Raw genomic sequence first — 22,189 nt, 5'->3', positions numbered from 1 at the left:
AAATGGCGTTTTTCTCAAAGCTAAAGAACAAGCTTTTCAAATCCTCGTCCCGCCTTGAACAGGGGCTGGACGCAATCGTCGAGGATGGCGGCGAGGAAACAACAACCCCGGACCCGATCATACCAGAGCCCGAACCGCAGCCTGAACCTGTTCCGGAAGTACCTCAACCAACGCCGGAACCAGTACCCGCACCACAACCAACACCCGCCCCTGTACCCACGCCGCAGCCGGTCGAAACGCCCGACCCGTCGCCTGCCGATCCACAACCCGCGCCACCCCCTCCCGAAGCTACGTCTTCCAAAGGCGTGCTGGGGCGTCTGTTTGGCCGAAGTGAGCCAAAGACCGTTGTCCGCCGTGCGCTGGATGACGACATGCTGGAACAGCTCGAGGAACTGCTGATCGCCTCGGATATGGGCGTCGACACTGCCCTGCGCGTAACCTCGAACATGGCCGAGGGGCGGTACGGTCGCAAACTCTCGACGCAAGAAATCAAACAGCTTCTGGCGCAAGAAGTCGCCCGCGTCATGGAGCCGGTGGCGAAACCCCTTCCTATTTACCCAAAACGCCCGCAGGTGGTGCTGGTCGTGGGCGTTAACGGATCCGGCAAGACCACAACCATCGGCAAGCTCGCAAGCCAGTTCAAAACTGCCGGGAAAAAGGTCGTCATTGCCGCCGGAGACACCTTCCGCGCTGCCGCAGTTGAACAGCTGCAGGTCTGGGGGGATCGCGCCGGAGTGCCGGTCCTGACTGCTCCGGAAGGCTCGGACCCTGCTTCTCTTGCCTTTGACGCACTCACCAAAGCACAAGAGGAAGGCGCGGATCTTCTGATGATCGACACGGCGGGTCGTTTGCAAAACCGCACAGACCTGATGGAAGAACTCGCCAAAATCGTCCGTGTCATCCGCAAGGTCGACGAAACCGCTCCGCATAACACCCTTCTGGTACTGGACGCCACCACCGGGCAAAACGCACTCAGCCAAGTTGAAACCTTCCGCAAGCTGGCGGATGTGTCGGGGCTTGTGATGACGAAACTCGACGGAACGGCCAAGGGCGGGGTTTTGGTCGCGCTGGCCGACAAGTTCGGTCTTCCGATCCACGCAATCGGAGTTGGTGAGCAGATCGACGACCTCGCGCCTTTCGATCCCGAAGAGTTTGCCGCAGCCCTGACTGGGCTGGAAAACTGATCCGCCCCTTCATCTGGCTAAAAATATCCTTCGGGGATCCGGGGGTGGAAAACCCCCGGCCTCACCACCCGTGAAAGAGCACTTGTATTGAGCGACTGGCTGATATCACTGGAAGGCACCGAAGCAGGCCACCAGTTGGCACTGGCGCTAGCGCTTATGGCTGCCTTTCTGCACGCAGCCTTCGGAGCGTTACAAAAGGGACGCCACGACCCCTGGATGTCGCGCGGGGCTATCGACGCCTCCTATTGCCTGATGGCTGCCCCCTTTGCGCTTTTTGTCGTGCCCTGGCCTGAACCCTACATGTGGCCCATCTTTGCCGTCGTGTGGGTGATCCATATCTTGTACAAAACGCTTCAGGCGTTGGCCTATACCAAGGGATCTTACACGGTCGTTTATCCTGTGGTACGTGGCACCGGCCCACTGTTCACCGTCATCGGCGCTTACCTTTTGTTCGGTGAAACCTTCACCGGAACCCAATGGTTCGGAGTCGCCGTCCTACTTGCCGGTATCTTCGGTCTGGCCGCCTACAACTTCAAATTTCTCGAAACAAATCGTGAGACGTTGGGCATTGCCCTTGCATTGGCCATCGCGACGGGGCTGTTCGTGGCGCTCTATACAACCTATGACGCCTATGGCATCCGCGCCACGGCGGATCCTTTCACGTTTCTGGCGTGGTTCTTCATGATCGACGGGGCTGCGATGCCATTCTACGCATTTCTCAGATGGCGGGCCATGATCCATCGTCCGGCTCTTGGACCTTTAATGCTGCGCGGACTCGCCGGAGGTATCATCGCGCCGCTGTCATTTGGCTCGATCATGCTGGCCACCCGACTGGACAAGGTCGGCGAAGCCGCTGTGCTGCGTGAAACCTCAACGGTATTTGCTGCACTGATCGGTTGGTTGATCCTCAAAGAAACCGTCGGCCCCAGACGGATTGCGTTGATGGCATTGATTGCACTTGGCGCCGTAATAGTTGAAATGGGCGGGTAAGCAGCAGGAATCCGTGATGACAGGCAAAAAAGAGATCAACCCTTTCCTGAAACAGGCGCTGGAGCTTGGGCCTCCGCTGGCCTTTTTTTTCATCTACCTGCGTCTGCGCGACGACAGCTTTGAATTCGCGGGAACCGAATACTCGGGGTTCATCGTGGCCACCATTATCTTTGTCCCGCTTATGTTAGGGGCAATGGCTGTTCTTTGGGTACTGACCGGGAAACTCAGCCGAATGCAGATATTCACCGCGTTCATGGTGATCTTCTTCGGTGGCTTGACGGCCTGGTTCAACGACGAGCGTTTTTTCAAAATGAAAACCACGCTGGTCTATGGGTTCTTCTCCGCGATCCTTGGCATAGGCCTGCTGCAGGGCAAATCCTATTTGGCCTATGTGCTGGACGAGATGCTGCCGATGCGGCACGAAGGGTGGATGATACTGACCCGCCGTCTGTGCGGGTGCTTCGCAGTTCTTGCTGTGGCGAATGAACTGGTGTGGCGCACCCTATCGACTGATCTATGGGTGAAAATCGAAACCTTCGCGTTTCCAATCGCGCTGATGGCGTTTTTAATGCTGCAATTCAGCATGTTGCAGACGTATATGGAAGAACCCGACCAAAATGAAAATCAGGACGGCTGAAGGTTCAGAAGGTCACGGACGTCGCTCTGATATAAAATAAGTGCACAAAAACCTTGGCTAAAGGCGTTTGCTGTGAAAAGTTGTGGGACCACTCACAATCCCTCGGGTTAAACCACCAATATGACGCCCTTTCCAAACACCGGCTTTCTGGCCGAGGCATCTGACCGGCTTAGAACCATGCTATCGGCTCAGGCGACCGAGATCTCCTTGACCCAAGGAGATGTACTTTTTGAACAGGGGGACGAGGGCGACGCTCTCTATGCGATCCTTGAAGGAACGCTTGAAGTCTCCTTTCTGGCGATGAGCGGCCGCAAGCTGTCTCTGACCCTTATGAAACCCGGAGAAGTGTTTGGTGAGATCGGCCTGTTCGACAACGGCCCACGCACCGCCACCATTGCCGCCGCCGAGCCGTCTCGCGTTCTTCGAGTCCGACGCAAGGACGTCATGAACCAGATTCGGCAGCACCCCGACCTTGCGGTTGATATGATCAGGCTGGCCGGATTGCGGATGCGTTGGATGGGCTCTCAGTTGAACGAACAGGTCTTTCTGCCGATGCCGATCCGTCTGGCACGTAAATTGCTGCACCTGTCTGACCTGCAAGGCGACGCAAGCAATCGCATCACTCTGTCGCAAAGCGAACTGGCTGAATTCGTTGGCGCAACGCGAGAGGCGGTGTCAAAGACGATCTCGACCTGGAAGCGGGACAAAGTGGTCGAGGCATCGCGCGGCGGCCTTAAGATCCACGACTTTGACGCGCTGCGGGAACTTGCAGATTCTGATTTGATCTGACGGGCTGTGACCTGCTTCACATACTCTCCCAGTCGTTAAGACTATCTTAATAACTGTTACCGTAGGAGGTCAGAGAATCATCCCCGATATCTGTCCACTGACCTCTCCCTGTATCAGAGCCACGTGCCTTCCCCGGCGCGTGGCTCTTTCTATTGGTCAGTCTTAAAAAAGCGCGAAAAACAAAAGGCCAGAGCGCTTGCTCTGGCCTTCCACTGTTTTTTGCAAGTTGATTACTGTTCCAGACTCAGCGCGACAAAGCGAGGGTCTCCGCCGCGACGTACCAGCAGAAGCAACGATTTGCGCCCTGCTTCGCCTGCTTCCACCATGCGCGTTTCGAAATCTTCGATCGATGTCACTTTTTGCTGCCCGGCCTCAGTGATCAGGTCACCAGCGCGCAAACCTTTGGCATAGGCTTCCGACGCTTCATCAACTTCGGTCACCACAAGACCTTCGGCCTCTGCATCCAAGGCCAAATCTGACCGTAGCTCATCCGTCAGTGGTGAGATGGTCAGGCCCAGAATATCGGCGTTTTCTTCAACCGGCGCTTCGGGCGCATCTTCTTCACTGCTCTCAGACCGCTCAGCGTCTTCGCGTCGGCCCAACGTCACCAGAACGGTCTGCGTTCCGCCGTCGCGATGCACCACAACACGGACTGCTTTGCCAACTGTGGTCTCTCCAACCTGACGGACCAGACCACGGGTATCTTCGACCTCGACCCCATCAAAGCTGAGGATCACGTCGCCTGCCAGCAGCCCGGCGTCCTTGGCCGGACCATCCGGCACGTCACTGATCAGCGCACCGCCCGGTTTGTCCAGACCCATCGCCTCGGCCATATCCTCGGTCACGTCCTGAATGCGCACACCCAGCCAACCACGGCGCGTTTCACCGAACTCGCGCAGCTGGTCCACGACCTTGATCACGACGTTTGACGCCATCGAAAAACCAATCCCGATCGAGCCGCCATTGGGGGAAAGGATCGCGGTGTTCACTCCGATTACCTCGCCCTCCATGTTGAAAAGCGGACCGCCCGAGTTACCCCGGTTGATTGCGGCATCCGTCTGAATGTAGTCATCATACGATCCGCTGAGCGCCCGGTTGCGCGCAGATACGATACCGGCCGAGACCGAGAATCCCTGACCCAAAGGATTACCCATTGCAATCACCCAATCGCCCACGCGAGCCACATCGCTGTCACCGAACTGCACATATTGCAGTGGCCCCGACGCCTCGACCTTAAGAAGCGCGATATCGGTTTTCTCATCGGTGCCAATCACTTTGGCGGGCAGCTCTTTTACAGGCTGGCCATCGCCGGGGAAGAACTCGATTAGGATTTCATCGGCTTCTGCGATGACGTGATTGTTGGTTACGATGAACCCATCTTCAGAAATCACAAATCCCGAGCCCAGCGCATTACTGCGGCGCGGGGCGTTCTGACCATTATTCCCGCGGTCTTGAAATTCGCGGAAAAAATCCTCAAACGGAGACCCTTCGGGTACGATCCCCTGAGGACCGGATTGGCCTTCGATCAGAGTTGACGTTGTGATGTTGACCACCGCCGGGCTGATCTTTTCGGCCAGAGGAGCAAGGCTTTCGCCCCGTGCTTGCGCGGAGACGGTCTGCGCCAGAACCAACAGCATCCCGACAAAGGCCAACCACATCAGCCGCGTGAAACCAACAACCTCGTCCCGCCGGACGGAAATACTGCGCGCTTGTGCCTGCACTTGGGAACTCCTTGTCGTCAACTCTAACTGGATCGCCCTTAGGCGTTCCTCCTTGGCAACCAATGTAGTCGGTTTGGCCAAGCCCGCAACTGAGGATCGCGGAGAAATCACCGGCAAGTGAAAACCCTGTGTTAAAACCCGACCTGATGCGCGCCCCACAGCAGCACCAATCCACTGACCACACAAAGCAGCCCCGCCAGTCGCCGTGCTTGTTCGGGCAACGCACGCAGCGCCTCGAGCATACGCTCAATAAGCGAAGGGGCCAGCGCATAGGCCAGCCCCTCGACAATCAACACCAGCCCGAAGGCCAGAAGGATCATGCCCATTACCGACCGCCTTGGCCGGAAGGCGACTTCAGATAGTTAAAGAACTCAGAGTCTGGACTCAGAACTAACGAGCTGTTGCCCCCCTGCAGCGCCTGTTCATAGGCCGACAGGGAACGGTAGAACTCAAAGAACTCAGGATCCGCACCATAGGCTTCGGCAAAGATCGCGTTGCGTTCGGCGTCGGCTTCACCACGAATGATCTCGGCCTCTCGGTTTGCATCCGAGACCAGTTCAACCACAGTACGATCGGCCTGCGCCCGCACACGCTGCGCCGCCTCGTTACCACGGGCGCGCTCATCGGTGGCCTCACGCTCCCGCTCGGCTTTCATCCGGTCAAAGGTCGCCTGAAGGTTGGCCTGCGGCAGATCTGTTGCTTTCAGACGTACGTCGATAACAGTCACACCCAGCGCGCGTGCTTCAGCAATCGCGCTGTTGCGAATGCGCAGCATCAGTGCGGCCCGGTCCGAACTAAGAATATCGCGGGACGACACCGAACCCAGGACCTCACGGGTCTCGGCACGAAGGATGCTATCCAGACGATTCTCGGCAACCGGGATGCCACCGGTACCAACAGCCTGACGGAACTGGTTCAGGTCCGCGATCCGGTACCGGGCAAAGGCATCGACCACCAGACGTCGATCATCCAGAGGCGTGACTTCAAGCGGTTGTACGTCAATCGACAGAATGCGGTCGTCATAGCGCACGACCTCATCAAAGATCGGCAGTTTAAAGGCAAGGCCCGGCGTTTCCTTGACATCGACAACTCGGCCAAACCGCAGAACCAGAGCACGTTCGCGCTCATCGACGATAAAGATCGAAGACAGTCCAAGGACGCCGATAATTACAAGGATGATGAGGATAATGGGTGATTTACGCATCAGTTGCTCTCCTGCCCAGAATTGCGGCGCAGTTCGTTCAACGGCAGGTAAGGTACAACTCCCTGCCCCGAACCGGTCGAGTTCTCATCAAGGATGATCTTGTCGACATCTCCCAAAACCTGCTCCATCCGTTCCAGATACAGGCGCTTGCGCGTCACTTCAGGTGCCTTGCTGTATTCTTCCAGAACCGCGCTGAAACGGCTGGCCTCACCCTGTGCGCTGTTGATCTGTTGAGCGCGATACGCCTCGGCCTGTTCCAGAACCTGCGCGGCCTCACCACGGGCTTCCGCCAAAACTTGGTTGGCATAGGCGTCAGCAACGTTCTGCAATCGATCCCGCTCTTGCGCGGCAGCCTGAACGTCACGGAAGGCGGCGATCACGTCTTGCGGCGGGTCGGCTTTGTCAAAGTTCACACGGATGATGTTTACGCCCGAATCGTAGCTGTCCATCGTGGACTGGATCAACTCTTGCAGGCGTTCACCGATGATACCACGATCCCGGTTCAGGATCGGCGCCAGCTCGCTTTGAGCAATAATCTCACGCATCGCCGATTCCGACACAGCCTGAATGGTTTGTCGCGGATCACGCAGATTGAACAGGTATTTTGCCGGATCGTTGATGTTCCAGACAACCTGATAGTCGATGTCTACCACGTTTTCGTCGCCGGTCAGCATAAGACCATCATCGCTACCGCGTGCACCGCCCATGTCCTCGGTCTGTTCGCGCGTAACCGGGATGACTTCGGCAGTTACAAAGGGCCACGGGGCAAAGTTAAGACCAGGATTCCCGACAGAGGAGAACTCGCCCAGGAAAAGTTCTACCGACTGCTCTTCTGGTTTCACTGTGTAAAAACTTGCAGCCGCCCATAGTCCGGCCGCGACCAGCGCGCCAATCGCTATGGTCCCTTTGGTAAAGATGGGACCGCCGCCCCCGCTGCCCTGACCATTGCCGCCACGGCCCGAGCCACCACGACCGCCCATCAGAACGCGCAGTTGCTCTTGCCCTTTTTTCATCAGCTCGTCGATCTCGGGGATCTGCGGGCCATCGCCTTCGGGCGGGCGTTGCCCGTTCCCGTTGTTACCCCGATTTCCTCCGCCGCCAGAAGAGCCTCCGCCCCCCCAGGGGCCACCGCTGTTGCCCGCCATGTGTATCTATTCCCTTGTGTTGGACCGTGTGATCACGGGTTCCCTTGTAACTTGTGTGCGCGCGGTTGCAAATCAAGCAGTGCGCACAGGTTGCCGCATTGTCACCAGCTCTTCGGCCATAACTGGGTGAACCGCAACCGTCCGATCAAAATCTTCCTTGGTCGCGCCCATTTTTACGGCGATTCCGGCCAGCTGGATCATTTCACCTGCGCCGGGGGCGACAATGTGACAGCCCAGAACCTTGCGTGTCGCCTGAGACACGATCAGCTTCATCAGAACCCTCTGAGTACCACCTGCAAACGCCTTTTGCATTGGCTTGAACGAAGTAGCATACACCTCGATCGGCTCCTGCGCGGCGGCATTTTCCTCGCTCAGGCCCACAGTGCCCATTTCGGGCTGGGTGAAAATGGCGGTGGGGATGAGGTCATGATCCACGGGCGTGGGGTTGCCCTTGAACACGGTTTCCACAAAAGCCATGCCCTCGCGGATCGCAACCGGGGTCAGGTTTACACGATCAGTCACATCCCCGATGGCATAAATCGAGGGCACGCCGGTCTGGCTGTATTCATCAACGATGATCTCTCCCTTACGGCCACGCTCAACACCTACGGCCTCAAGCCCCAGGTTATCTGCATTGGGCGCACGACCGGTGGCGTACATGACCACGTCGAACTGATCCTCGGTGCCGTCGGTGGCCTTGACGCGGATCTTGTCGCCCTCTTTCGTCATCTCAAGCACATTGGTGCCCAGACGCACGTCGATGCCGTTCTGGCGCATCTCTTCACAGATCAGACCGCGCGCCTCTTCGTCAAAGCCGCGCAGAATCTGCGCGCCGCGATAAAACTGAGTCGTTTTCACACCCAACCCGTTCATGATCCCGGCAAATTCGCTGGCGATATAACCGCCGCCAACGATCAGAATGCTTTCGGGAAGTTTCGGCAGGTGGAAAATCTCGTTCGATGTGATCGCCAACTCTGACCCGGGGAAGTCCGGCACAACCGGGCGACCGCCGGTGGCGATCAGGATGTGTTTGGCGGTCTTGCGGGTACCGTCGGCCAGTTCAACCGTATGTGCATCAACGATATGTGCGCGCTGGTCAAAGCTTTCGACGCCGTTGTTTTTCAGGATATTGCGGTAGATACCTTCCAGCCGGTCCAGTTCTGTCACCAGCTTGCCGTGGAACGTATCCCAATCAAACGCGCCGGGTTGGATATCCCAACCATAGGCCTGCGCGTCGCCGACCATGCTCGAAAATTCGCTGGCGAAGACCATCAGCTTTTTGGGCACACAGCCCCGAATGACACAGGTGCCGCCATAGCGATCTTCTTCGGCCAAGGCCACTTTGGCCCCGTTTTCGCCCGCCGCCACACGCGCTGCGCGGACCCCGCCCGAGCCGCCTCCGATGACGAAAAGATCATAGTCAAAGCTCATCCTGAGTTCCTTTTTGTCAGGCCAAAATTCGTTGAGTATCTGGGGTCGAATACCGCACTGCCAACCCTTGGTCGCCCAAAAAATCTATCACCGGGCCAAGTTTAGTCCGCTATATCCAGAAATAAGTTCTCGCTGTTGTCTGGCGAATGCTCGGTCTCGACCGTTCCTTCATTGATATCCCGGATTTCTACTCGACCATTTCCATGCCCGATTACAACCTTGTCGCAGATATCAATAAACAACCCGTTCTCGACGACGCCCGGCACCTGGTTCAGAACCAACGCCAACTGTCGGGCGTTTCCGATACGTTGCAGGTGCAAATCAAGGATATGGTTGCCTTCATCTGTAACAAACGGAGCTTCACCATTGAGTCGCAGGGTCGTCGAGGTTCCAAGGACGTCCATCGTGTCCAAAACCTCCTCCACCAAAGTTCGGGTCGTTTGCCAGCCGAAGGGGATAACTTCCAAGGGCAAAGGAAAAGCGCCCAGCGTTTCGACCTGTTTGCCCGCATCCGCGATAACCACCATCTGATCGCTGGCAGTCGCCACGATCTTTTCCTGCAAATGCGCGCCACCGCCGCCTTTTATTAGGTTTAATTCCCGATCAAACTCATCGGCACCGTCGATAGTCATATCCAGCCATCCGGCCTGATCCAGCGAGACAACCTCGATCCCGACCTCGCGCGCCAGTTGGGCTGTCCGGGTCGAAGTTGGAACACCTTTGATCTTCAACCCCTCTTTCTGCACCCTGTCGCCCAACCGGCGGACCATCCATTCAGCTGTCGACCCGGTGCCCAACCCAACCCGCATGCCATCCTGAACCATGTCGGCTGCGCGGCGCGCGGCGACGTATTTTGCCGTGTCGATGGGTGACATCCCTACGGTCATTGCAGCATCCCCCTGTTTTGCTGCCGAAACTTATACGGAATGACTGCACCAACTGCGAGACCGAATCCGCCAATTCCTCAGCGAACCAATGCCAAACTACGCGTTTCCTATGGGAAACGTCGCAATCGAGACTTTCGGGAATTGATGTACGGTATAGATAGGTTTCATGGACACGCGATATCGCCTTCACTACGCCCCTGACAACGCCTCGCTGGTGATCCGGCTGGTGCTGGAGGAGATGCGCCTTCCCTACGATACCGTATTGGTTGACCGCGCCCGAAATCAGCAAGCCAGCAGCGCATATCTTGCGCTTAATCCCAACGGGTTGATCCCTGTTCTTGAAACGCCCCAAGGGCCGGTTTTTGAAACCGCCGCCATTCTGCTTTGGTTAACTGACACACACAAGCAGATGGCTCCCGCCGCCGACAATCCGGACCGCGCCGCGTTTCTGAAATGGCTATTCTTCGCTTCGAACACCTTGCATGCCGACATGCGGATTCTGTTCTACGCGGACAAGTACATTGATGCAGTTCAGTCCGAAACACTGCGCGAAGGCATCCGGCCTCGCCTGCGCCATCACCTGAAATTGCTTGAATCCGTGGCCGAAGGCGCGCCTGAGTGGTTTCGAGCAGACGCACCATCTGCCCTGACCTATTACATTGCGTGTATGATGAGATGGATGGCGCTGTATCCTACGGGCTCGGATCACAGTTGGTTCCAACTGGCAGATACACCGCACCTGCAACACATCCTGATGAATTTGGAAACCCGCCCTGCAACGCGCGCCGCAATCGCGGCCGAGGGGTTGGGGGTCACACCCTTTACCTCACCCACATACGCTAACCCTCCGGAAGGCTCTGCTATCTGATATGTTCCTGTCAGTCTTCGATATGTTCAAAGTGGGCATCGGCCCGTCTTCGTCGCACACAATGGGGCCGATGGTCGCCGCTGCGCGGTTTCTAGACCAGATGCGGGCGTCGCCCTTCGAATTTACAGGGCTGCGTGGGTCTTTGCATGGTTCGTTGGCGTTCACCGGCGTAGGGCACGCAACTGACCGGGCAACCATTCTGGGCCTCGCTGGATTTGTGCCCGATACCTACGACCACGACATGGCTGAGGCCGCGCTGGCCGAGATCCATGAGACGCACAGCGTTTCCCCCGAGGGGCTGCCCACGCTTGATTTCAATCCCAAGACTGACTTGGTCTTTGACTATAAACATCACCTTTCGGGTCATGCAAACGGCATGATCCTGATGGCCACCGATGCCCAAGGCGACGTCATCCTGCGCCAGGTCTTCTACTCGATCGGTGGCGGCTTTGTTCTGACCGAAGAAGAACTGGCCGAGGGCAAAGCGACAGACGAAGGTGCTCCTGTACCCTTCCCGTTCAAGTCGGCGGTCGAGATGCTGGACATGGCCAAGGCCAGCGGCAAAAGCATCGCCGAAATGAAGCGCGCCAACGAAATCTCGCGCGGCTGTGCAGACAGTTTTGCCAAAGGCACTGCGCGGCTGTGGCAAGTGATGAATGATTGCATCGAGCGCGGCCTGACCACCGACGGCATTTTGCCCGGCGGTCTTCATGTGCGTCGCCGGGCCAAGGGTATCCACGATGCGCTGCAGGCCGAACGCGGCATGAACCTGAACGCGCCTCATACAATCAACGATTGGATGAGCGTTTACGCCATGGCCGTGAACGAGGAAAACGCCGCCGGAGGTCAGGTGGTCACCGCCCCAACCAACGGCGCTGCCGGTGTTCTGCCTGCCGTATTGCGGTATTACCTGGACCACGTGCCGGGCGCCTCGGAAAGCCGTATCGAGGACTTTCTTCTGACTGCTGCGGCCATCGGAGGGCTGGTTAAGTTCAACGCTTCGATTTCTGGGGCTGAAGCCGGATGCCAGGCCGAGGTGGGCAGCGCGTCTGCCATGGCCGCTGCCGGATTATGCGCGGTTATGGGCGGAACGCCCGAACAGGTCGAAAACGCCGCCGAGATCGCACTGGAGCACCATTTGGGCATGACCTGTGACCCGGTTGCAGGATTGGTGCAGGTGCCGTGCATCGAACGTAACGGGCTTGGGGCGATCAAGGCCGTCTCGGCAGCGTCACTGGCGCTGCGCGGGGATGGTCATCACTTTGTGCCCTTGGATGCGGTGATCGAGACCATGCGCCAAACCGGCCATGACATGCACGAGAAATACAAAGAGACCTCGTTGGGCGGTCTTGCTGTTAACGTACCGAACTGCTGACGCTTCGGCTTTCATCGGCCGTTTAAACGGCTTAGCGTAATCGATATGACAGTCGATCGCCCCGTTCTTGGCATCATGCTGATGCTTGGCTTTTGCATCCTCGCCCCCGCAGGCGACGCGATGGCCAAACTGCTGGGCGAGACAACACCGGTCGCGATGCTGGTCTTCGTCCGGTTTGCCGTTCAGGCGTCGGTGCTGGCACCTCTGGTTGCGTTGACTGGACGTGCTTGGAAGATGCAAGGCCGCGCGCTGCGGCTGACGGTTGTGCGGACAATTCTGCACATCATCGGCATCAGCGCGATGTTTACGTCTCTGCAATACCTGCCTTTGGCGGACGCGGTCGCCATTGTCTTTGTTATGCCTTTCATCATGCTTTTGCTGGGTAAATACGTGCTGGGAGAGGAAGTGGGCCTGCGCCGCCTGATCGCGTGTATCGTAGGGTTCATTGGTACTTTGCTGGTCATCCAGCCAAGCTTTGCGCAAGTCGGTGCAGCAGCTTTGCTACCGCTTGTGGTTGCCGTTGTCTTCGCCTTGTTCATGCTGGTCACCCGGCAAATCGCCAAACAGACCGATCCGATTTCCCTACAAGCTGTGTCTGGCGTAATGGCCTCGGTGATCATGTTACCGTTTCTTCTGATCGGAACCGCCGCGGGTGCATGGGAACTGTCTTTGATCGCACCGACCGGCAACACGTATGTGTTGCTTTGGGCCATTGGACTGCTGGGTACGGTGGCACATCTGTTCATGACGTGGTCACTGCGCTATGCGCCCTCGGCCACACTTGCCCCAATGCAATATCTTGAGATACCGGTGGCCACCCTGTTCGGCTGGTTTATCTTCCGTGACCTGCCCAACGGCATCGCCGCCGTTGGCATCTCCATAACGATCGCTTCGGGGCTTTACGTCATTCTAAGAGAGCGGGCCAGCGCCCGGTCTGCCCCGACAGAAACGCCTGCATGACCTGATCCAAAGCGTCGCGCGGCAGCATCACAAGCATACCCGGCCCGTCCATCTGCAACTCCACATCAGACACCGCACGATTGGACGTCCCAATCTGCCCATTCGGAGCAAACTGCAAACCGTCTACGGGCCATTCCAACCCCTGACTCCGCCCCGTTACATGCCGAAATGGAAACAATGAAACCACATCGCCCGATCCTAAATTGAGCGAGATCTGAGGCGGCGCATGAAATACGACTTCATGCGATCCAATCAAGATACAAGGCCGATCTTGCCTAACAGACAGAGTGTTAAGCACCGCTAGCTGATGATCCAGTCGCCCTCCCAGAAAGCCGACGCCCAGCGCCAATGGCGTATCTATGCTGCGCAGGGCCTTATCGAAATCCGTGCTATCCTGTTCACAAATTCGAAACAGTCGATCTGGTGGAATCTGAGCCTCTGCAACGGCCTCGAGCGAATCAAAATCCCCAACTACGGCATCGGGAACCAGTCCAAATCGCATCAAATGATTTGCCCCACCATCAGCAGCGACGACGCATTTGGCGCGAATCAGCGTCTGATTCAGATCCTCCGACCCGATTTGTCCACCGCCGACCAACAAAACTGGCTCGTTTGTACGCACAATCGGTATATTTTTTCCTAGATTGATCATTTTTCCCGGATTTGGACACATTGAGACCACAAAATGATAGGTTCATGGGCATAGTTCTGGGTCAACAGCTATACCTTCTGACGGGTGGGTTGGCTCTCGTAGTTTGTAAAGGACGTGCGTCTGATGGTACAGAATAACAAGGTATTGACCGTTTCCTACGGCACCTTCTCATGCACATTGGAAGGCTTCGACGACTCTTTCGAGACGATGAAGGCGATTGCAGAGTACTTCCGCGACCTGGCTGCGGAAGATCGCTATTTCGGATCGGAGCCCCCTCAGCCGGATGCGGAAATGCTGGCGCGTATTGCGCAGCGTGATGCCGCGCGGCGGATCGAAGCCAGCCATGACGATCACGGTCTTGTATTACGCTCGACAGATCAGCCCGCGCCCGCACCTATCGCTTCTGCCCCGCTCCCAACGCCCATGGCACAGGCGGAAGAACCAACTGTGCCCGAAACTGACCCGTCATCAAATGCAGAACCACTCGCAGCAGACAGTATTGCCGCCAAGCTTCAGCGCATTCGGGCCGTGGTTTCTCATACCGACGAAAACACAGTCATATACGCCGAGGACGAAGAAACGTCGCTGATGAATGCCGATGCCGGCCCCAGCGACGCTGTCGCGGCCGCGTTTGCGGCTGGAACCCTGAGCTCTTCGGATTTCGAAGAAGAGGTTCATGACACCCCGACTCTTGAGACTGAAGCCCCTGATTTTCAAGGTGCCGATTTCGAGGAAACCCTGGAGGAACCCAAACAGGAAGACCCCACCGCTTTCCAACAAGAACCGGCCTTCGGAGACCATGCGGAACCAGACCAGAAACCTGCGATGGATGAACCCGCTAGGGTGAACGAACCGCCCGTAGCGCAGGAACCGCTGGAGGCACAAGAAGAGACCGAACTAGCCGTCGGATTCGAACAAACTGATCTTCAGGACGAACCGTCCTCTCAAGACAATGCGCCTGAGGAAGACGAAGAAATCGTGAACATCCTCAGTGATTACGCCATGGATGACGAGGCCGCGACCGAGGATGAGGATGAGGATGAAGACGAAGAGGTACTTCCCGAAGGTTTCCTGACGGCAAACGACGAAGAAGACCTACTGAGCGAGATTTCGAACGTTGAAGAGTTCCTGGCACGGCGCGCTGCAGACTCTGGCGCGGACGTATCCGGCATGGACCAGGACGTGTCGCGGTTGATGGACAAAGCCGACGTCCAAATGGACGACCCCGCAGCCAGCGACCAGCGCGAGACCTATTCGCATTTGCGCGCTGCCGTCGCGGCTACTGAGGCCGAACGCAGTGGCAAAGCACCTGAAAGGACTCTGGCGGACGCCGATGAGGACGAGTACCGGGATATGACCTCGTCCATCAGCCCCCGCCGCCCTGAGGTTGAGGTAACAAGCACACGTCCGCAGCCCGAGGCACTGGCCCCACTGAAACTGGTCGCTGAACAGCGCGTTGATACACAAGCATCATCTGACGACCCTGTAACCCCACGCCGCGTCCGAGCGCAGGAACAAGACAACGCGACCGAAGAAGGCGGATTTGCTCTTTATGCTCAGGAACAGGGTGCCCAATCCCTGCCGGACCTTCTAGAGGCCGCAGCGTCCTACTTGTCCTTTGTCGAAGGTCAGGAACAATTCTCGCGTCCGCAGCTTATGAACAAAATCCGCTCATTGAAGCAGGATGAGTTCAATCGAGAAGAGAGCCTACGCTCGTTTGGGCAGCTTTTGCGCGACGGCAAAATCGAAAAAGCCGGGGGTGGTCGGTTCGCGGCCTCTACTCAGATCGGGTTCCGACCCGATGATGACGAGCGCGCTGCGGGCTGACGGCCAGTAAACACAAAGATGAAAGAGGTCCGAGTTTTCTCGGGCCTCTTTTTTATGCCTTTTCCAATCCTCGGCGGATTAATGCGGGAATGACGAAACGTCAGCTATGCTGCAGTGCAGAAAAATGATAGTATCGAAACTGTAGAAACTAGTCCTATAGACACTGTTCAAGCAGAGGCTAAGCCATGTATGAACTACCAATTCGACGACTAAGAATTTACGATACGCCGAAAGTTACAAGCCATTTCAACAGCCTGGACACCGATGCACTCGCATCGCGATTTGGTGCTCCGGTTAGCCGCACCTTCCTGGACGCTTACCTAAGCCGGATCTTTGATGACGGTGCTTTGGTGTACGGTGCGTTTCCCGACTCCTGTTTGCGCGGCGTTGGGGAATTGCGAACAGTACCAGACCGCCAAAATCAGGTGGCTGAGCTAGCCTTTACCGTAGAAACCGCCTGGCAGGACCGAGGCATCGGCGACGCGCTTTTATCCCGGATCATTGCCGCCGCCCGAAATCGCGGGTTTCGAGAAGTTCACATGATGTGTTTGGCGACCAACCAAAGAATGCGCCGCTTGGCGTCTAAACACAAAGCCGATCTGAAACTGGTCACGGGTCAGGTCGAGGCGACCCTGACCCCCCCATGGCCCACGCCTTTCAGCCTGGTCGAAGAAATCTCGGGCGAATACCACGCCCTCGCTCGGGCCATCCTGACCTGGCCGAGAATTGAGGTCAGGGGCGGCCGTTAGAACCGCCCTATTCAGACGGATTATCCGGATCCTCTTTTCCGACGCCCTTAAATACGAATTTGAATGGCAACGCCCAAAGAATACCGAGCACCACGTAGATCAGGAATTCCAGCCAAATCGGTGGGCGGTCCAACCAGTTGACCACAGTCACAACTGCGACGATGTACAGTGGCAGCCCAACCAGCAAAAGCACCAGCGACCACCGCCGCCGGGCTTTATAGCTAAGGCCGGTTTTCTCGTTATCGCTCATCAGTCGGCAAACGGGTCGGTCACCAGAATGGTGTCATCCCGCTCCGGGCTGGTGGACAAAAGGGCAACCGGGCATTCGATCAGTTCTTCGACCCGACGCACATATTTGATCGCGTTTGCAGGCAGGTCGGCCCAGCTGCGCGCGCCTTCGGTGGATTCGCTCCAACCCGGCATTTCTTCGTAAATCGGTGTGCAGCGTGCCTGCTGATCCGCGGCGGTGGGTAGATAGTCCAGACGTTCGCCATCCAAATCGTAACCGACGCAGATTTTCAGTGTCTCGAACCCGTCGAGAACATCCAGCTTGGTCAGCGAGATACCGTTCACACCGCTGGTCGCGCAGGTCTGGCGGACCAGACAGGCGTCAAACCAGCCGCACCGGCGCTTACGCCCGGTGGTGGTGCCGAACTCATGTCCACGCTCACCCAGACGCTGCCCATCTGCATCGTCCAACTCGGTCGGGAACGGACCCTCGCCCACGCGGGTTGTATAGGCTTTAACGATGCCCAGAACAAAGTCGATCGAACCCGGGCCGATACCAACACCCGTGGCGGCCTGCCCTGCAATCACGTTGGAAGAGGTCACAAACGGATAGGTGCCAAAGTCGATATCCAGCAGGGCTCCCTGCGCACCTTCGAACAGAATGCGCTTGCCGGCTTTGCGCTTTTCATTCAGCACTTTCCAGACCGGAGCCGCAAAGGGCAGGATTTCCGCCGCGATCTCTTTCAACTGCGCAATCAGCGCGTCACGGTCCACAGGTTCGATACCCAGTCCTTTGCGCAACGGATCATGATGCTGTAGCGCACGATCTACTCGGGCCTCCAGCGTCGCCTCATCGGCCAGATCAGCAACACGGACAGAGCGGCGACCCACTTTGTCTTCATAAGCTGGGCCGATACCACGGCCGGTGGTGCCGATCTTGGTACCTTTGCTGGCGGCTTCTTCGCGCGCCCGGTCCAGCTCGCCATGAATCGGCAGGATCAGCGGAGTATTTTCGGCAATCATCAGAGTGTCGGGCGAAATCTCGACACCTTGCGCGCGAATGGTGCCAATTTCCTTGAGCAGATGCCACGGGTCCAGCACCACGCCATTACCGATCACGCTCAGCTTGCCGCCCCGCACAACGCCCGATGGTAGTGCGTGCAGCTTATAGACTTCGCCTTCGATGACCAGAGTATGCCCGGCATTGTGCCCGCCCTGAAAACGCGCGATCACGTCTGCCCGCTCGCTGAGCCAGTCGACGATCTTGCCTTTTCCTTCGTCACCCCACTGGGCGCCGACAACAACCACATTGGCCATACCCGGTCCTTTTGCGCTGAATTATCAAACCTCGCTCGTATAGCGAGGAGAACGCGGCAGGGAAACCGATAATTCGCCGCAGTTTTGAACCGCGCTGCGCGCGCTGTCTCCGGCGGAGTTATTTTTAACCAGATGAAGAGCGGATCCCCTGCTTCATCTGGCCCCAAATACCTCGGGGGAGTCGCCCGGAACGGGCGGCGGGGGCAGAGCCCCCTACCCGCTTTGCCGTAAATGCACAGGTTGCCCGTGCGGCGTTGTCAGATACGCTTCTTCCCATGCTGACTGCAGGTTCGATATCTCATCAGATGCCGCTGTGCCCTGATCGGCAAGCAAGTTCTCAAGCGTCTCCAGCCACGCGTTGAAATAGTCATCGCCCCCGTCAAGCTCTCGTTCAAGACCGTGTTGTTTGAGGGTGCGTGAGAACATACTTGCCCAATCGGGCCAGTCGAGTCGCCCGGCCTCGTTCAGGGCTACGGTCACGGCAAAAACCTGTGCGTGCCAAGGCTCAGAGAAGACAGGTTCAGGGGCGCTGAGGTTTGGGCAATTGGTCATGCCGGCTCCAGATAGCTTTGCCACAGGTCCAGTACGACCTCATCCCTTTGGTTCTCCGGGTCCGCCCACAATTCTGACGCCGAGAAAACCACCGCATAGAGAGGTTCCGGCGCTTCGCCCAAACCATGCGCGCTGGAATCCGGCAGAACATGGGTGCCATGCAGACGCAGAATGCGCCCTGTTGCGCCAGAGGCGTAAATCGGTAGGCGCGTGTGCCCGCCATCGACCTTGCGATTGGCCGCAGGATGGGCGGTGCGCACCTGTTGCCCGATCTCGAACGCGACAGGCACGTCCGACGGGCGATCTGCCGGACCGCCCTTAGCAAGCGCGGTAGCCACCGCCTCAGCCTTCAGCATCCGTGCGGCCAGAGGGTGCGGATCGTTTGAGCCCGCCTCTGACAAATCCTCGCGAGTCAGAACGGCCTTTTCCACCAACAGATCGGCAAGGCCGGAAATCCACTTTTCGTAGTAGGAGAACCGAGCATAATCCTTGGGCGACAATCTCTCGCGCGCGTGCCGAGAAGTATCGATGTTCCATTGACCCAGAAACCCGGCGGCCAGCGTCACCGCCAGCGCGCGGCCGTGCCAATCCTCGGCAAAGACCGGGGCATCGTTAGGCTCGGGGTTGATCGGCCCATCCCCAAAACGGCCGCCCATATCATGTACGCGGGTCATGCGGGCACCTTAGGCAAGCCGGTCCCGATCATACTGTCGCGGGTCACAAGCGCGGCGAGTGCATCTTCGTCCAGCCCCTCGGTGCCGCTGGGGCGCAGCGGCAGGACCAGATAGCGAATCTCGGCCGTTGAATCCCAAACCCGCACGGCTGTCTCAGCCGACAGGGTAACGCCAAACTCGGCCAACACCTTACGCGGTTCGCGCACAGCGCGGGCGCGGTAAGCGTCAGACTTGTACCAGCCCGGAGGGATTCCCAGCAGCGGCCAAGGGTAGCAACTGCAAAGGGTGCAAACGACCATGTTGTGCTGTTTGGGCGTGTTTTCGACCACCACGATATGCTCGCCCTGACGGCCATAGAACCCAAGATCGGCGACAACGGGCGTGGCGTCTTCAATCAAAGCACGTTTGAAATCCGGGTCCAGCCAAGCCTTTGCAACAACCCGTGCCCCGTTCTGAGGGCCAATCTTACTCTGGTAGGTATCAATGATCTCATCCAGCGCCTCCGGATCAATCAACCCTTTGCGGGTCAGAATCGTCTCCAGCGCCTTGACGCGCAGAGCGGGTTCGGGTGGCAAAAGGGCGTGCGGGTGGTCGTGATCGTCATGAGGCATGGCGGCAGGGTGCGCCAGCTTTCGCCGATCTGTCCAGTCCCTTTGCTGTGATAGGACACATCATGGGGTGTGATGCAAAGTCCTGACTTGCCCCCGGAACCAAACTTGCATAAGTACCACGCGATACACGCCACGCTGTACAGGACCACCATGGAAAACGTCGTTCTCATCATCCATCTTCTTCTGGCTCTGGGCCTGATCGCCGTTGTTCTGATGCAGCGGTCCGAAGGCGGTGGCCTGGGTATGGGTGGCGGCGGTGGCGGCGCCATGACCGGCCGCGCAGCAGCAACCGCGTTGGGCAAGGTCACATGGATTCTGGCAGCGTGTTTTATCGTCACCTCGATCACGCTGACCATTCTCGCCGCGCAAAAATCCTCGGGCAGCTCGGTCATCGACCGTCTGGGCGTTCCGGCGCCTGCCCCGGTCGAGGAAAGCACACCGGCGGTTCCGTCGGCAGATGATCTGCTGCCTCCGGCGCAGGGCGACAACGCGCCGCTGATCCCGCAAGCGAACTGATCCACAAAACCTAGAAATCTGAAAGAGAACTGCAACAGCATCTTGCGGTTCTCTTGCGCTTTGGGCGCGAATCCTTTATGTGTGAAGTCCCGTGATGCAGCGGTTTTTCGTAAACCGTCGGGCAGCTGATTTTGACGTCTCACGGGAGCTAGCCGAACAACATGGCGCGTTTTATTTTCATCACCGGTGGTGTGGTTTCGTCCTTGGGCAAGGGGCTGGCTTCGGCGGCTTTGGGCGCTTTGTTGCAGGCGCGAGGCTATTCGGTTCGCCTGCGCAAGCTGGACCCCTATCTGAACGTTGACCCCGGCACGATGTCGCCCTTTGAACATGGCGAAGTGTTCGTCACCGATGACGGGGCCGAGACCGATCTGGACCTTGGCCACTATGAACGTTTCACAGGTGTTGCTGCTCGCAAGACCGACTCGGTCAGCTCGGGTCGGATTTATTCGAATGTGCTCGAGAAAGAACGCCGCGGAGACTACCTAGGCAAGACCATTCAGGTGATCCCGCACGTCACCAATGAGATCAAGGATTTCATTGCCATTGGCGAGGATGAGGTCGATTTCATGCTGTGTGAAATCGGCGGCACCGTGGGCGATATCGAGGGTCTGCCCTTCTTTGAGGCCATCCGTCAGTTCAGTCAGGACAAGCCGCGCGGTCAGTGCATGTTTATGCACCTGACGCTGCTGCCCTACATCAAGGCCTCGGGCGAGTTGAAAACCAAACCGACCCAGCACTCGGTCAAGGAACTGCGTTCGATCGGTCTGGCCCCCGACATTCTGGTTTGCCGCTCGGAAGGTCCGATTCCGAAGAAAGAACGCGAAAAACTGGCGTTGTTCTGTAATGTGCGCCCGGACAGCGTGATCGCGGCGCAGGATCTGTCGACCATCTATGACGCTCCGCTTGCCTATCACCGCGAAGGTCTGGATCAGGCGGTTCTTGATGCGTTCCAGATCAGCCCTGCCCCCAAGCCCGATCTGGCGAAGTGGGAAGATGTCAGCGACCGCATCCACAATGCCGAGGGCGAGGTCAAAGTCGCCATCGTCGGCAAATACACCCAGTTGGAAGACGCCTATAAGTCGATCGCCGAGGCGCTGACCCACGGCGGCATGGCCAACCGCGTCAAGGTCAAGGTCGAGTGGGTCGATGCCGAGGTCTTCGATACTGAAGACGCCGCCCCGCATCTTGAGGGCTTCCACGCCATCCTCGTGCCCGGTGGTTTTGGCGAACGTGGAACCGAGGGCAAGATCAAAGCGGCGCAATATGCCCGCGAGCATAAAGTCCCCTATCTGGGTATCTGTCTGGGAATGCAGATGGCCGTGATCGAAGCCGCCCGCAACGCTGCGGGCATCACCGAAGCCGGGTCCGAGGAATTCGACCATGAGGCCGGGAAAAAGCGTTTTGAGCCAGTTGTCTATCACCTGAAAGAATGGGTGCAGGGCAACCACAAGGTCGAACGCAAAGTGGGTGACGACAAGGGCGGCACCATGCGTCTGGGCGCTTATGATGCGGTTCTGGCCGAGGGGTCAAAGGTAGCAGAAGTCTACGGCGGCACAAATATCGAGGAGCGCCACCGTCACCGCTATGAGGTCGACATCAAATATCGCGAACAACTTGAAAAAGCGGGCTTGAACTTCTCGGGCATGTCGCCCGATGGCCGTCTGCCCGAGATTGTCGAGTGGTCCGATCACCCGTGGTTCATCGGCGTTCAGTACCACCCCGAGCTCAAGTCGAAGCCGTTTGATCCGCACCCTTTGTTTCGCGATTTCGTCCGCGCGGCCAAGGACACTTCTCGCTTGGTTTAAGTCACCTTAACGTGACGGGTGTTTCGGATTTTTCTGTTCGAAACACCTGTTTACAGGGTTAACTGTC

General features: G+C 57.7%; 23 protein-coding genes. 11 read left to right on the top strand and 12 right to left on the bottom strand.

Annotated features, from left to right (window positions below):
• The first annotated feature begins 2 nt into the window (after positions 1-2).
• From ftsY to GOW48_RS00790, 4 genes are all read left to right on the top strand, one after another.
• Positions 3-1,184 (top strand): signal recognition particle-docking protein FtsY, encoded by a 1,182-nt coding sequence (ftsY, locus tag GOW48_RS00805; protein ID WP_170352782.1) that lies wholly within the window; start codon positions 3-5, stop codon positions 1,182-1,184.
• Between the two features lie 87 nt (positions 1,185-1,271).
• Complete coding sequence (locus GOW48_RS00800; RefSeq protein ID WP_170750610.1) at positions 1,272-2,174, top strand: EamA family transporter; 903 nt, start codon at positions 1,272-1,274, stop codon at positions 2,172-2,174.
• Positions 2,175-2,190: 16 nt separating this feature from the next.
• The gene (locus GOW48_RS00795) at positions 2,191-2,811 is read left to right on the top strand and encodes an inner membrane-spanning protein YciB (RefSeq protein ID WP_170750608.1); all 621 of its coding nucleotides are present in this window, start codon (positions 2,191-2,193) and stop codon (positions 2,809-2,811) included.
• 120 nt (positions 2,812-2,931) lie between these two features.
• A complete protein-coding gene (locus GOW48_RS00790; RefSeq protein ID WP_170750606.1) occupies positions 2,932-3,600 on the top strand; it encodes a Crp/Fnr family transcriptional regulator in 669 nt (222 codons plus the stop codon).
• A gap of 230 nt (positions 3,601-3,830) precedes the next feature.
• Here the strand turns inward: GOW48_RS00790 and GOW48_RS00785 are convergent, their stop codons facing one another.
• From GOW48_RS00785 to rpiA, 6 genes are all read right to left on the bottom strand, one after another.
• A complete protein-coding gene (locus GOW48_RS00785) occupies positions 3,831-5,321 on the bottom strand; it encodes a Do family serine endopeptidase (RefSeq protein WP_414478912.1) in 1,491 nt (496 codons plus the stop codon).
• A 131-nt stretch (positions 5,322-5,452) separates the two neighbouring features.
• Positions 5,453-5,647, bottom strand: coding sequence for a DUF2065 domain-containing protein (locus GOW48_RS00780; RefSeq protein ID WP_170352778.1), 195 nt, complete (start codon positions 5,645-5,647; stop codon positions 5,453-5,455).
• Positions 5,647-6,525 (bottom strand): protease modulator HflC, encoded by an 879-nt coding sequence (gene hflC, locus GOW48_RS00775; protein WP_170352777.1) that lies wholly within the window; start codon positions 6,523-6,525, stop codon positions 5,647-5,649. The genes GOW48_RS00780 and hflC overlap by 1 nt, the downstream gene beginning before the upstream one ends.
• Positions 6,525-7,670 (bottom strand): FtsH protease activity modulator HflK, encoded by a 1,146-nt coding sequence (gene hflK, locus GOW48_RS00770; RefSeq protein ID WP_170352776.1) that lies wholly within the window; start codon positions 7,668-7,670, stop codon positions 6,525-6,527. The genes hflC and hflK overlap by 1 nt, the downstream gene beginning before the upstream one ends.
• A gap of 72 nt (positions 7,671-7,742) precedes the next feature.
• A complete protein-coding gene (gene gor, locus GOW48_RS00765) occupies positions 7,743-9,101 on the bottom strand; it encodes a glutathione-disulfide reductase (RefSeq protein ID WP_170750604.1) in 1,359 nt (452 codons plus the stop codon).
• A 101-nt stretch (positions 9,102-9,202) separates the two neighbouring features.
• The gene (gene rpiA / locus GOW48_RS00760; RefSeq protein ID WP_170750602.1) at positions 9,203-9,988 is read right to left on the bottom strand and encodes a ribose-5-phosphate isomerase RpiA; all 786 of its coding nucleotides are present in this window, start codon (positions 9,986-9,988) and stop codon (positions 9,203-9,205) included.
• A gap of 166 nt (positions 9,989-10,154) precedes the next feature.
• On the opposite strand from rpiA, the gene GOW48_RS00755 reads away from it, so the two are divergent.
• From GOW48_RS00755 to GOW48_RS00745, 3 genes are read left to right on the top strand one after another with little or no spacing between them, the layout of a single operon-like run.
• On the top strand, positions 10,155-10,856 hold the full coding sequence (locus GOW48_RS00755) for a glutathione S-transferase family protein (protein WP_170750600.1): 702 nt from the start codon (positions 10,155-10,157) through the stop codon (positions 10,854-10,856).
• Position 10,857: 1 nt separating this feature from the next.
• Entirely contained in the window at positions 10,858-12,231 is a 1,374-nt protein-coding gene (locus tag GOW48_RS00750; RefSeq protein ID WP_170750598.1) for an L-serine ammonia-lyase, read from the top strand.
• 45 nt (positions 12,232-12,276) lie between these two features.
• Positions 12,277-13,191 carry a DMT family transporter gene (locus tag GOW48_RS00745; RefSeq protein WP_170750596.1) on the top strand — a complete coding sequence of 305 codons (915 nt, stop codon included), beginning with the start codon at positions 12,277-12,279 and terminating at the stop codon, positions 13,189-13,191.
• Here GOW48_RS00745 and GOW48_RS00740 read toward each other — a convergent pair.
• Positions 13,136-13,843, bottom strand: a complete 708-nt coding sequence (locus GOW48_RS00740; protein ID WP_170750594.1) for a thiamine diphosphokinase — start codon at positions 13,841-13,843, stop codon at positions 13,136-13,138. The two genes, GOW48_RS00745 and GOW48_RS00740, sit on opposite strands and share 56 nt — an antisense overlap.
• Before the next feature lie 123 nt (positions 13,844-13,966).
• Here GOW48_RS00740 and GOW48_RS00735 point away from each other — a divergent pair, with 123 nt between their 5' ends.
• Positions 13,967-15,670 (top strand): hypothetical protein, encoded by a 1,704-nt coding sequence (locus tag GOW48_RS00735; protein ID WP_170750592.1) that lies wholly within the window; start codon positions 13,967-13,969, stop codon positions 15,668-15,670.
• 185 nt (positions 15,671-15,855) lie between these two features.
• Positions 15,856-16,419, top strand: coding sequence for a GNAT family N-acetyltransferase (locus tag GOW48_RS00730; protein WP_170750590.1), 564 nt, complete (start codon positions 15,856-15,858; stop codon positions 16,417-16,419).
• A 7-nt stretch (positions 16,420-16,426) separates the two neighbouring features.
• On the opposite strand, the gene GOW48_RS00725 is transcribed toward GOW48_RS00730, so the two are convergent.
• The 5 genes from GOW48_RS00725 to nthA all read right to left on the bottom strand — a co-directional run bounded on the left by GOW48_RS00725 (position 16,427) and on the right by nthA (position 19,801).
• Positions 16,427-16,669: a DUF2842 domain-containing protein gene (locus GOW48_RS00725; RefSeq protein ID WP_170352767.1), complete on the bottom strand. Its 243-nt coding sequence runs from the start codon at positions 16,667-16,669 to the stop codon at positions 16,427-16,429.
• A complete protein-coding gene (locus GOW48_RS00720) occupies positions 16,669-17,964 on the bottom strand; it encodes an adenylosuccinate synthase (protein ID WP_170750588.1) in 1,296 nt (431 codons plus the stop codon). The genes GOW48_RS00725 and GOW48_RS00720 overlap by 1 nt, the downstream gene beginning before the upstream one ends.
• 213 nt (positions 17,965-18,177) lie before the next feature.
• Positions 18,178-18,516: a nitrile hydratase accessory protein gene (locus tag GOW48_RS00715; RefSeq protein WP_170750586.1), complete on the bottom strand. Its 339-nt coding sequence runs from the start codon at positions 18,514-18,516 to the stop codon at positions 18,178-18,180.
• Positions 18,513-19,190, bottom strand: a complete 678-nt coding sequence (nthB, locus tag GOW48_RS00710) for a nitrile hydratase subunit beta (protein WP_170750584.1) — start codon at positions 19,188-19,190, stop codon at positions 18,513-18,515. Before nthB ends, GOW48_RS00715 begins: the two co-directional genes overlap by 4 nt.
• A complete protein-coding gene (gene nthA, locus GOW48_RS00705) occupies positions 19,187-19,801 on the bottom strand; it encodes a nitrile hydratase subunit alpha (RefSeq protein ID WP_170750582.1) in 615 nt (204 codons plus the stop codon). The genes nthB and nthA overlap by 4 nt, the downstream gene beginning before the upstream one ends.
• 150 nt (positions 19,802-19,951) lie before the next feature.
• Here nthA and secG point away from each other — a divergent pair, with 150 nt between their 5' ends.
• Complete coding sequence (secG, locus tag GOW48_RS00700) at positions 19,952-20,317, top strand: preprotein translocase subunit SecG (protein WP_170353144.1); 366 nt, start codon at positions 19,952-19,954, stop codon at positions 20,315-20,317.
• A gap of 161 nt (positions 20,318-20,478) precedes the next feature.
• Positions 20,479-22,122: a CTP synthase gene (locus GOW48_RS00695; protein ID WP_170352762.1), complete on the top strand. Its 1,644-nt coding sequence runs from the start codon at positions 20,479-20,481 to the stop codon at positions 22,120-22,122.
• Positions 22,123-22,189: the final 67 nt, after the last annotated feature.

The organism is Ruegeria lacuscaerulensis, from assembly GCF_013033355.1.
GTDB classification, from domain to species: Bacteria; Pseudomonadota; Alphaproteobacteria; order Rhodobacterales; family Rhodobacteraceae; genus Ruegeria; species Ruegeria lacuscaerulensis_A.
The sequence above is the reverse complement of the archived record's forward strand: the minus strand, read 5'-3'. Positions and strand labels throughout refer to the sequence as shown.

Coding starts and splice junctions, on each gene's coding strand:
- nthA (WP_170750582.1), bottom strand. CDS start 19,801: ATGCCTCATGACGATCACGACCACCCGCACGCCCTTTTGCCACCCGAA.
- hflC (WP_170352777.1), bottom strand. CDS start 6,525: ATGCGTAAATCACCCATTATCCTCATCATCCTTGTAATTATCGGCGTC.
- nthB (WP_170750584.1), bottom strand. CDS start 19,190: ATGACCCGCGTACATGATATGGGCGGCCGTTTTGGGGATGGGCCGATC.
- GOW48_RS00790 (WP_170750606.1), top strand. CDS start 2,932: ATGACGCCCTTTCCAAACACCGGCTTTCTGGCCGAGGCATCTGACCGG.
- GOW48_RS00740 (WP_170750594.1), bottom strand. CDS start 13,843: ATGATCAATCTAGGAAAAAATATACCGATTGTGCGTACAAACGAGCCA.
- GOW48_RS00795 (WP_170750608.1), top strand. CDS start 2,191: ATGACAGGCAAAAAAGAGATCAACCCTTTCCTGAAACAGGCGCTGGAG.
- GOW48_RS00725 (WP_170352767.1), bottom strand. CDS start 16,669: ATGAGCGATAACGAGAAAACCGGCCTTAGCTATAAAGCCCGGCGGCGG.
- hflK (WP_170352776.1), bottom strand. CDS start 7,670: ATGGCGGGCAACAGCGGTGGCCCCTGGGGGGGCGGAGGCTCTTCTGGC.
- GOW48_RS00780 (WP_170352778.1), bottom strand. CDS start 5,647: ATGGGCATGATCCTTCTGGCCTTCGGGCTGGTGTTGATTGTCGAGGGG.
- GOW48_RS00735 (WP_170750592.1), top strand. CDS start 13,967: ATGGTACAGAATAACAAGGTATTGACCGTTTCCTACGGCACCTTCTCA.
- secG (WP_170353144.1), top strand. CDS start 19,952: ATGGAAAACGTCGTTCTCATCATCCATCTTCTTCTGGCTCTGGGCCTG.
- gor (WP_170750604.1), bottom strand. CDS start 9,101: ATGAGCTTTGACTATGATCTTTTCGTCATCGGAGGCGGCTCGGGCGGG.
- GOW48_RS00720 (WP_170750588.1), bottom strand. CDS start 17,964: ATGGCCAATGTGGTTGTTGTCGGCGCCCAGTGGGGTGACGAAGGAAAA.
- rpiA (WP_170750602.1), bottom strand. CDS start 9,988: ATGACCGTAGGGATGTCACCCATCGACACGGCAAAATACGTCGCCGCG.
- GOW48_RS00750 (WP_170750598.1), top strand. CDS start 10,858: ATGTTCCTGTCAGTCTTCGATATGTTCAAAGTGGGCATCGGCCCGTCT.
- GOW48_RS00755 (WP_170750600.1), top strand. CDS start 10,155: ATGGACACGCGATATCGCCTTCACTACGCCCCTGACAACGCCTCGCTG.
- ftsY (WP_170352782.1), top strand. CDS start 3: ATGGCGTTTTTCTCAAAGCTAAAGAACAAGCTTTTCAAATCCTCGTCC.
- GOW48_RS00695 (WP_170352762.1), top strand. CDS start 20,479: ATGGCGCGTTTTATTTTCATCACCGGTGGTGTGGTTTCGTCCTTGGGC.
- GOW48_RS00715 (WP_170750586.1), bottom strand. CDS start 18,516: ATGACCAATTGCCCAAACCTCAGCGCCCCTGAACCTGTCTTCTCTGAG.
- GOW48_RS00730 (WP_170750590.1), top strand. CDS start 15,856: ATGTATGAACTACCAATTCGACGACTAAGAATTTACGATACGCCGAAA.
- GOW48_RS00745 (WP_170750596.1), top strand. CDS start 12,277: ATGACAGTCGATCGCCCCGTTCTTGGCATCATGCTGATGCTTGGCTTT.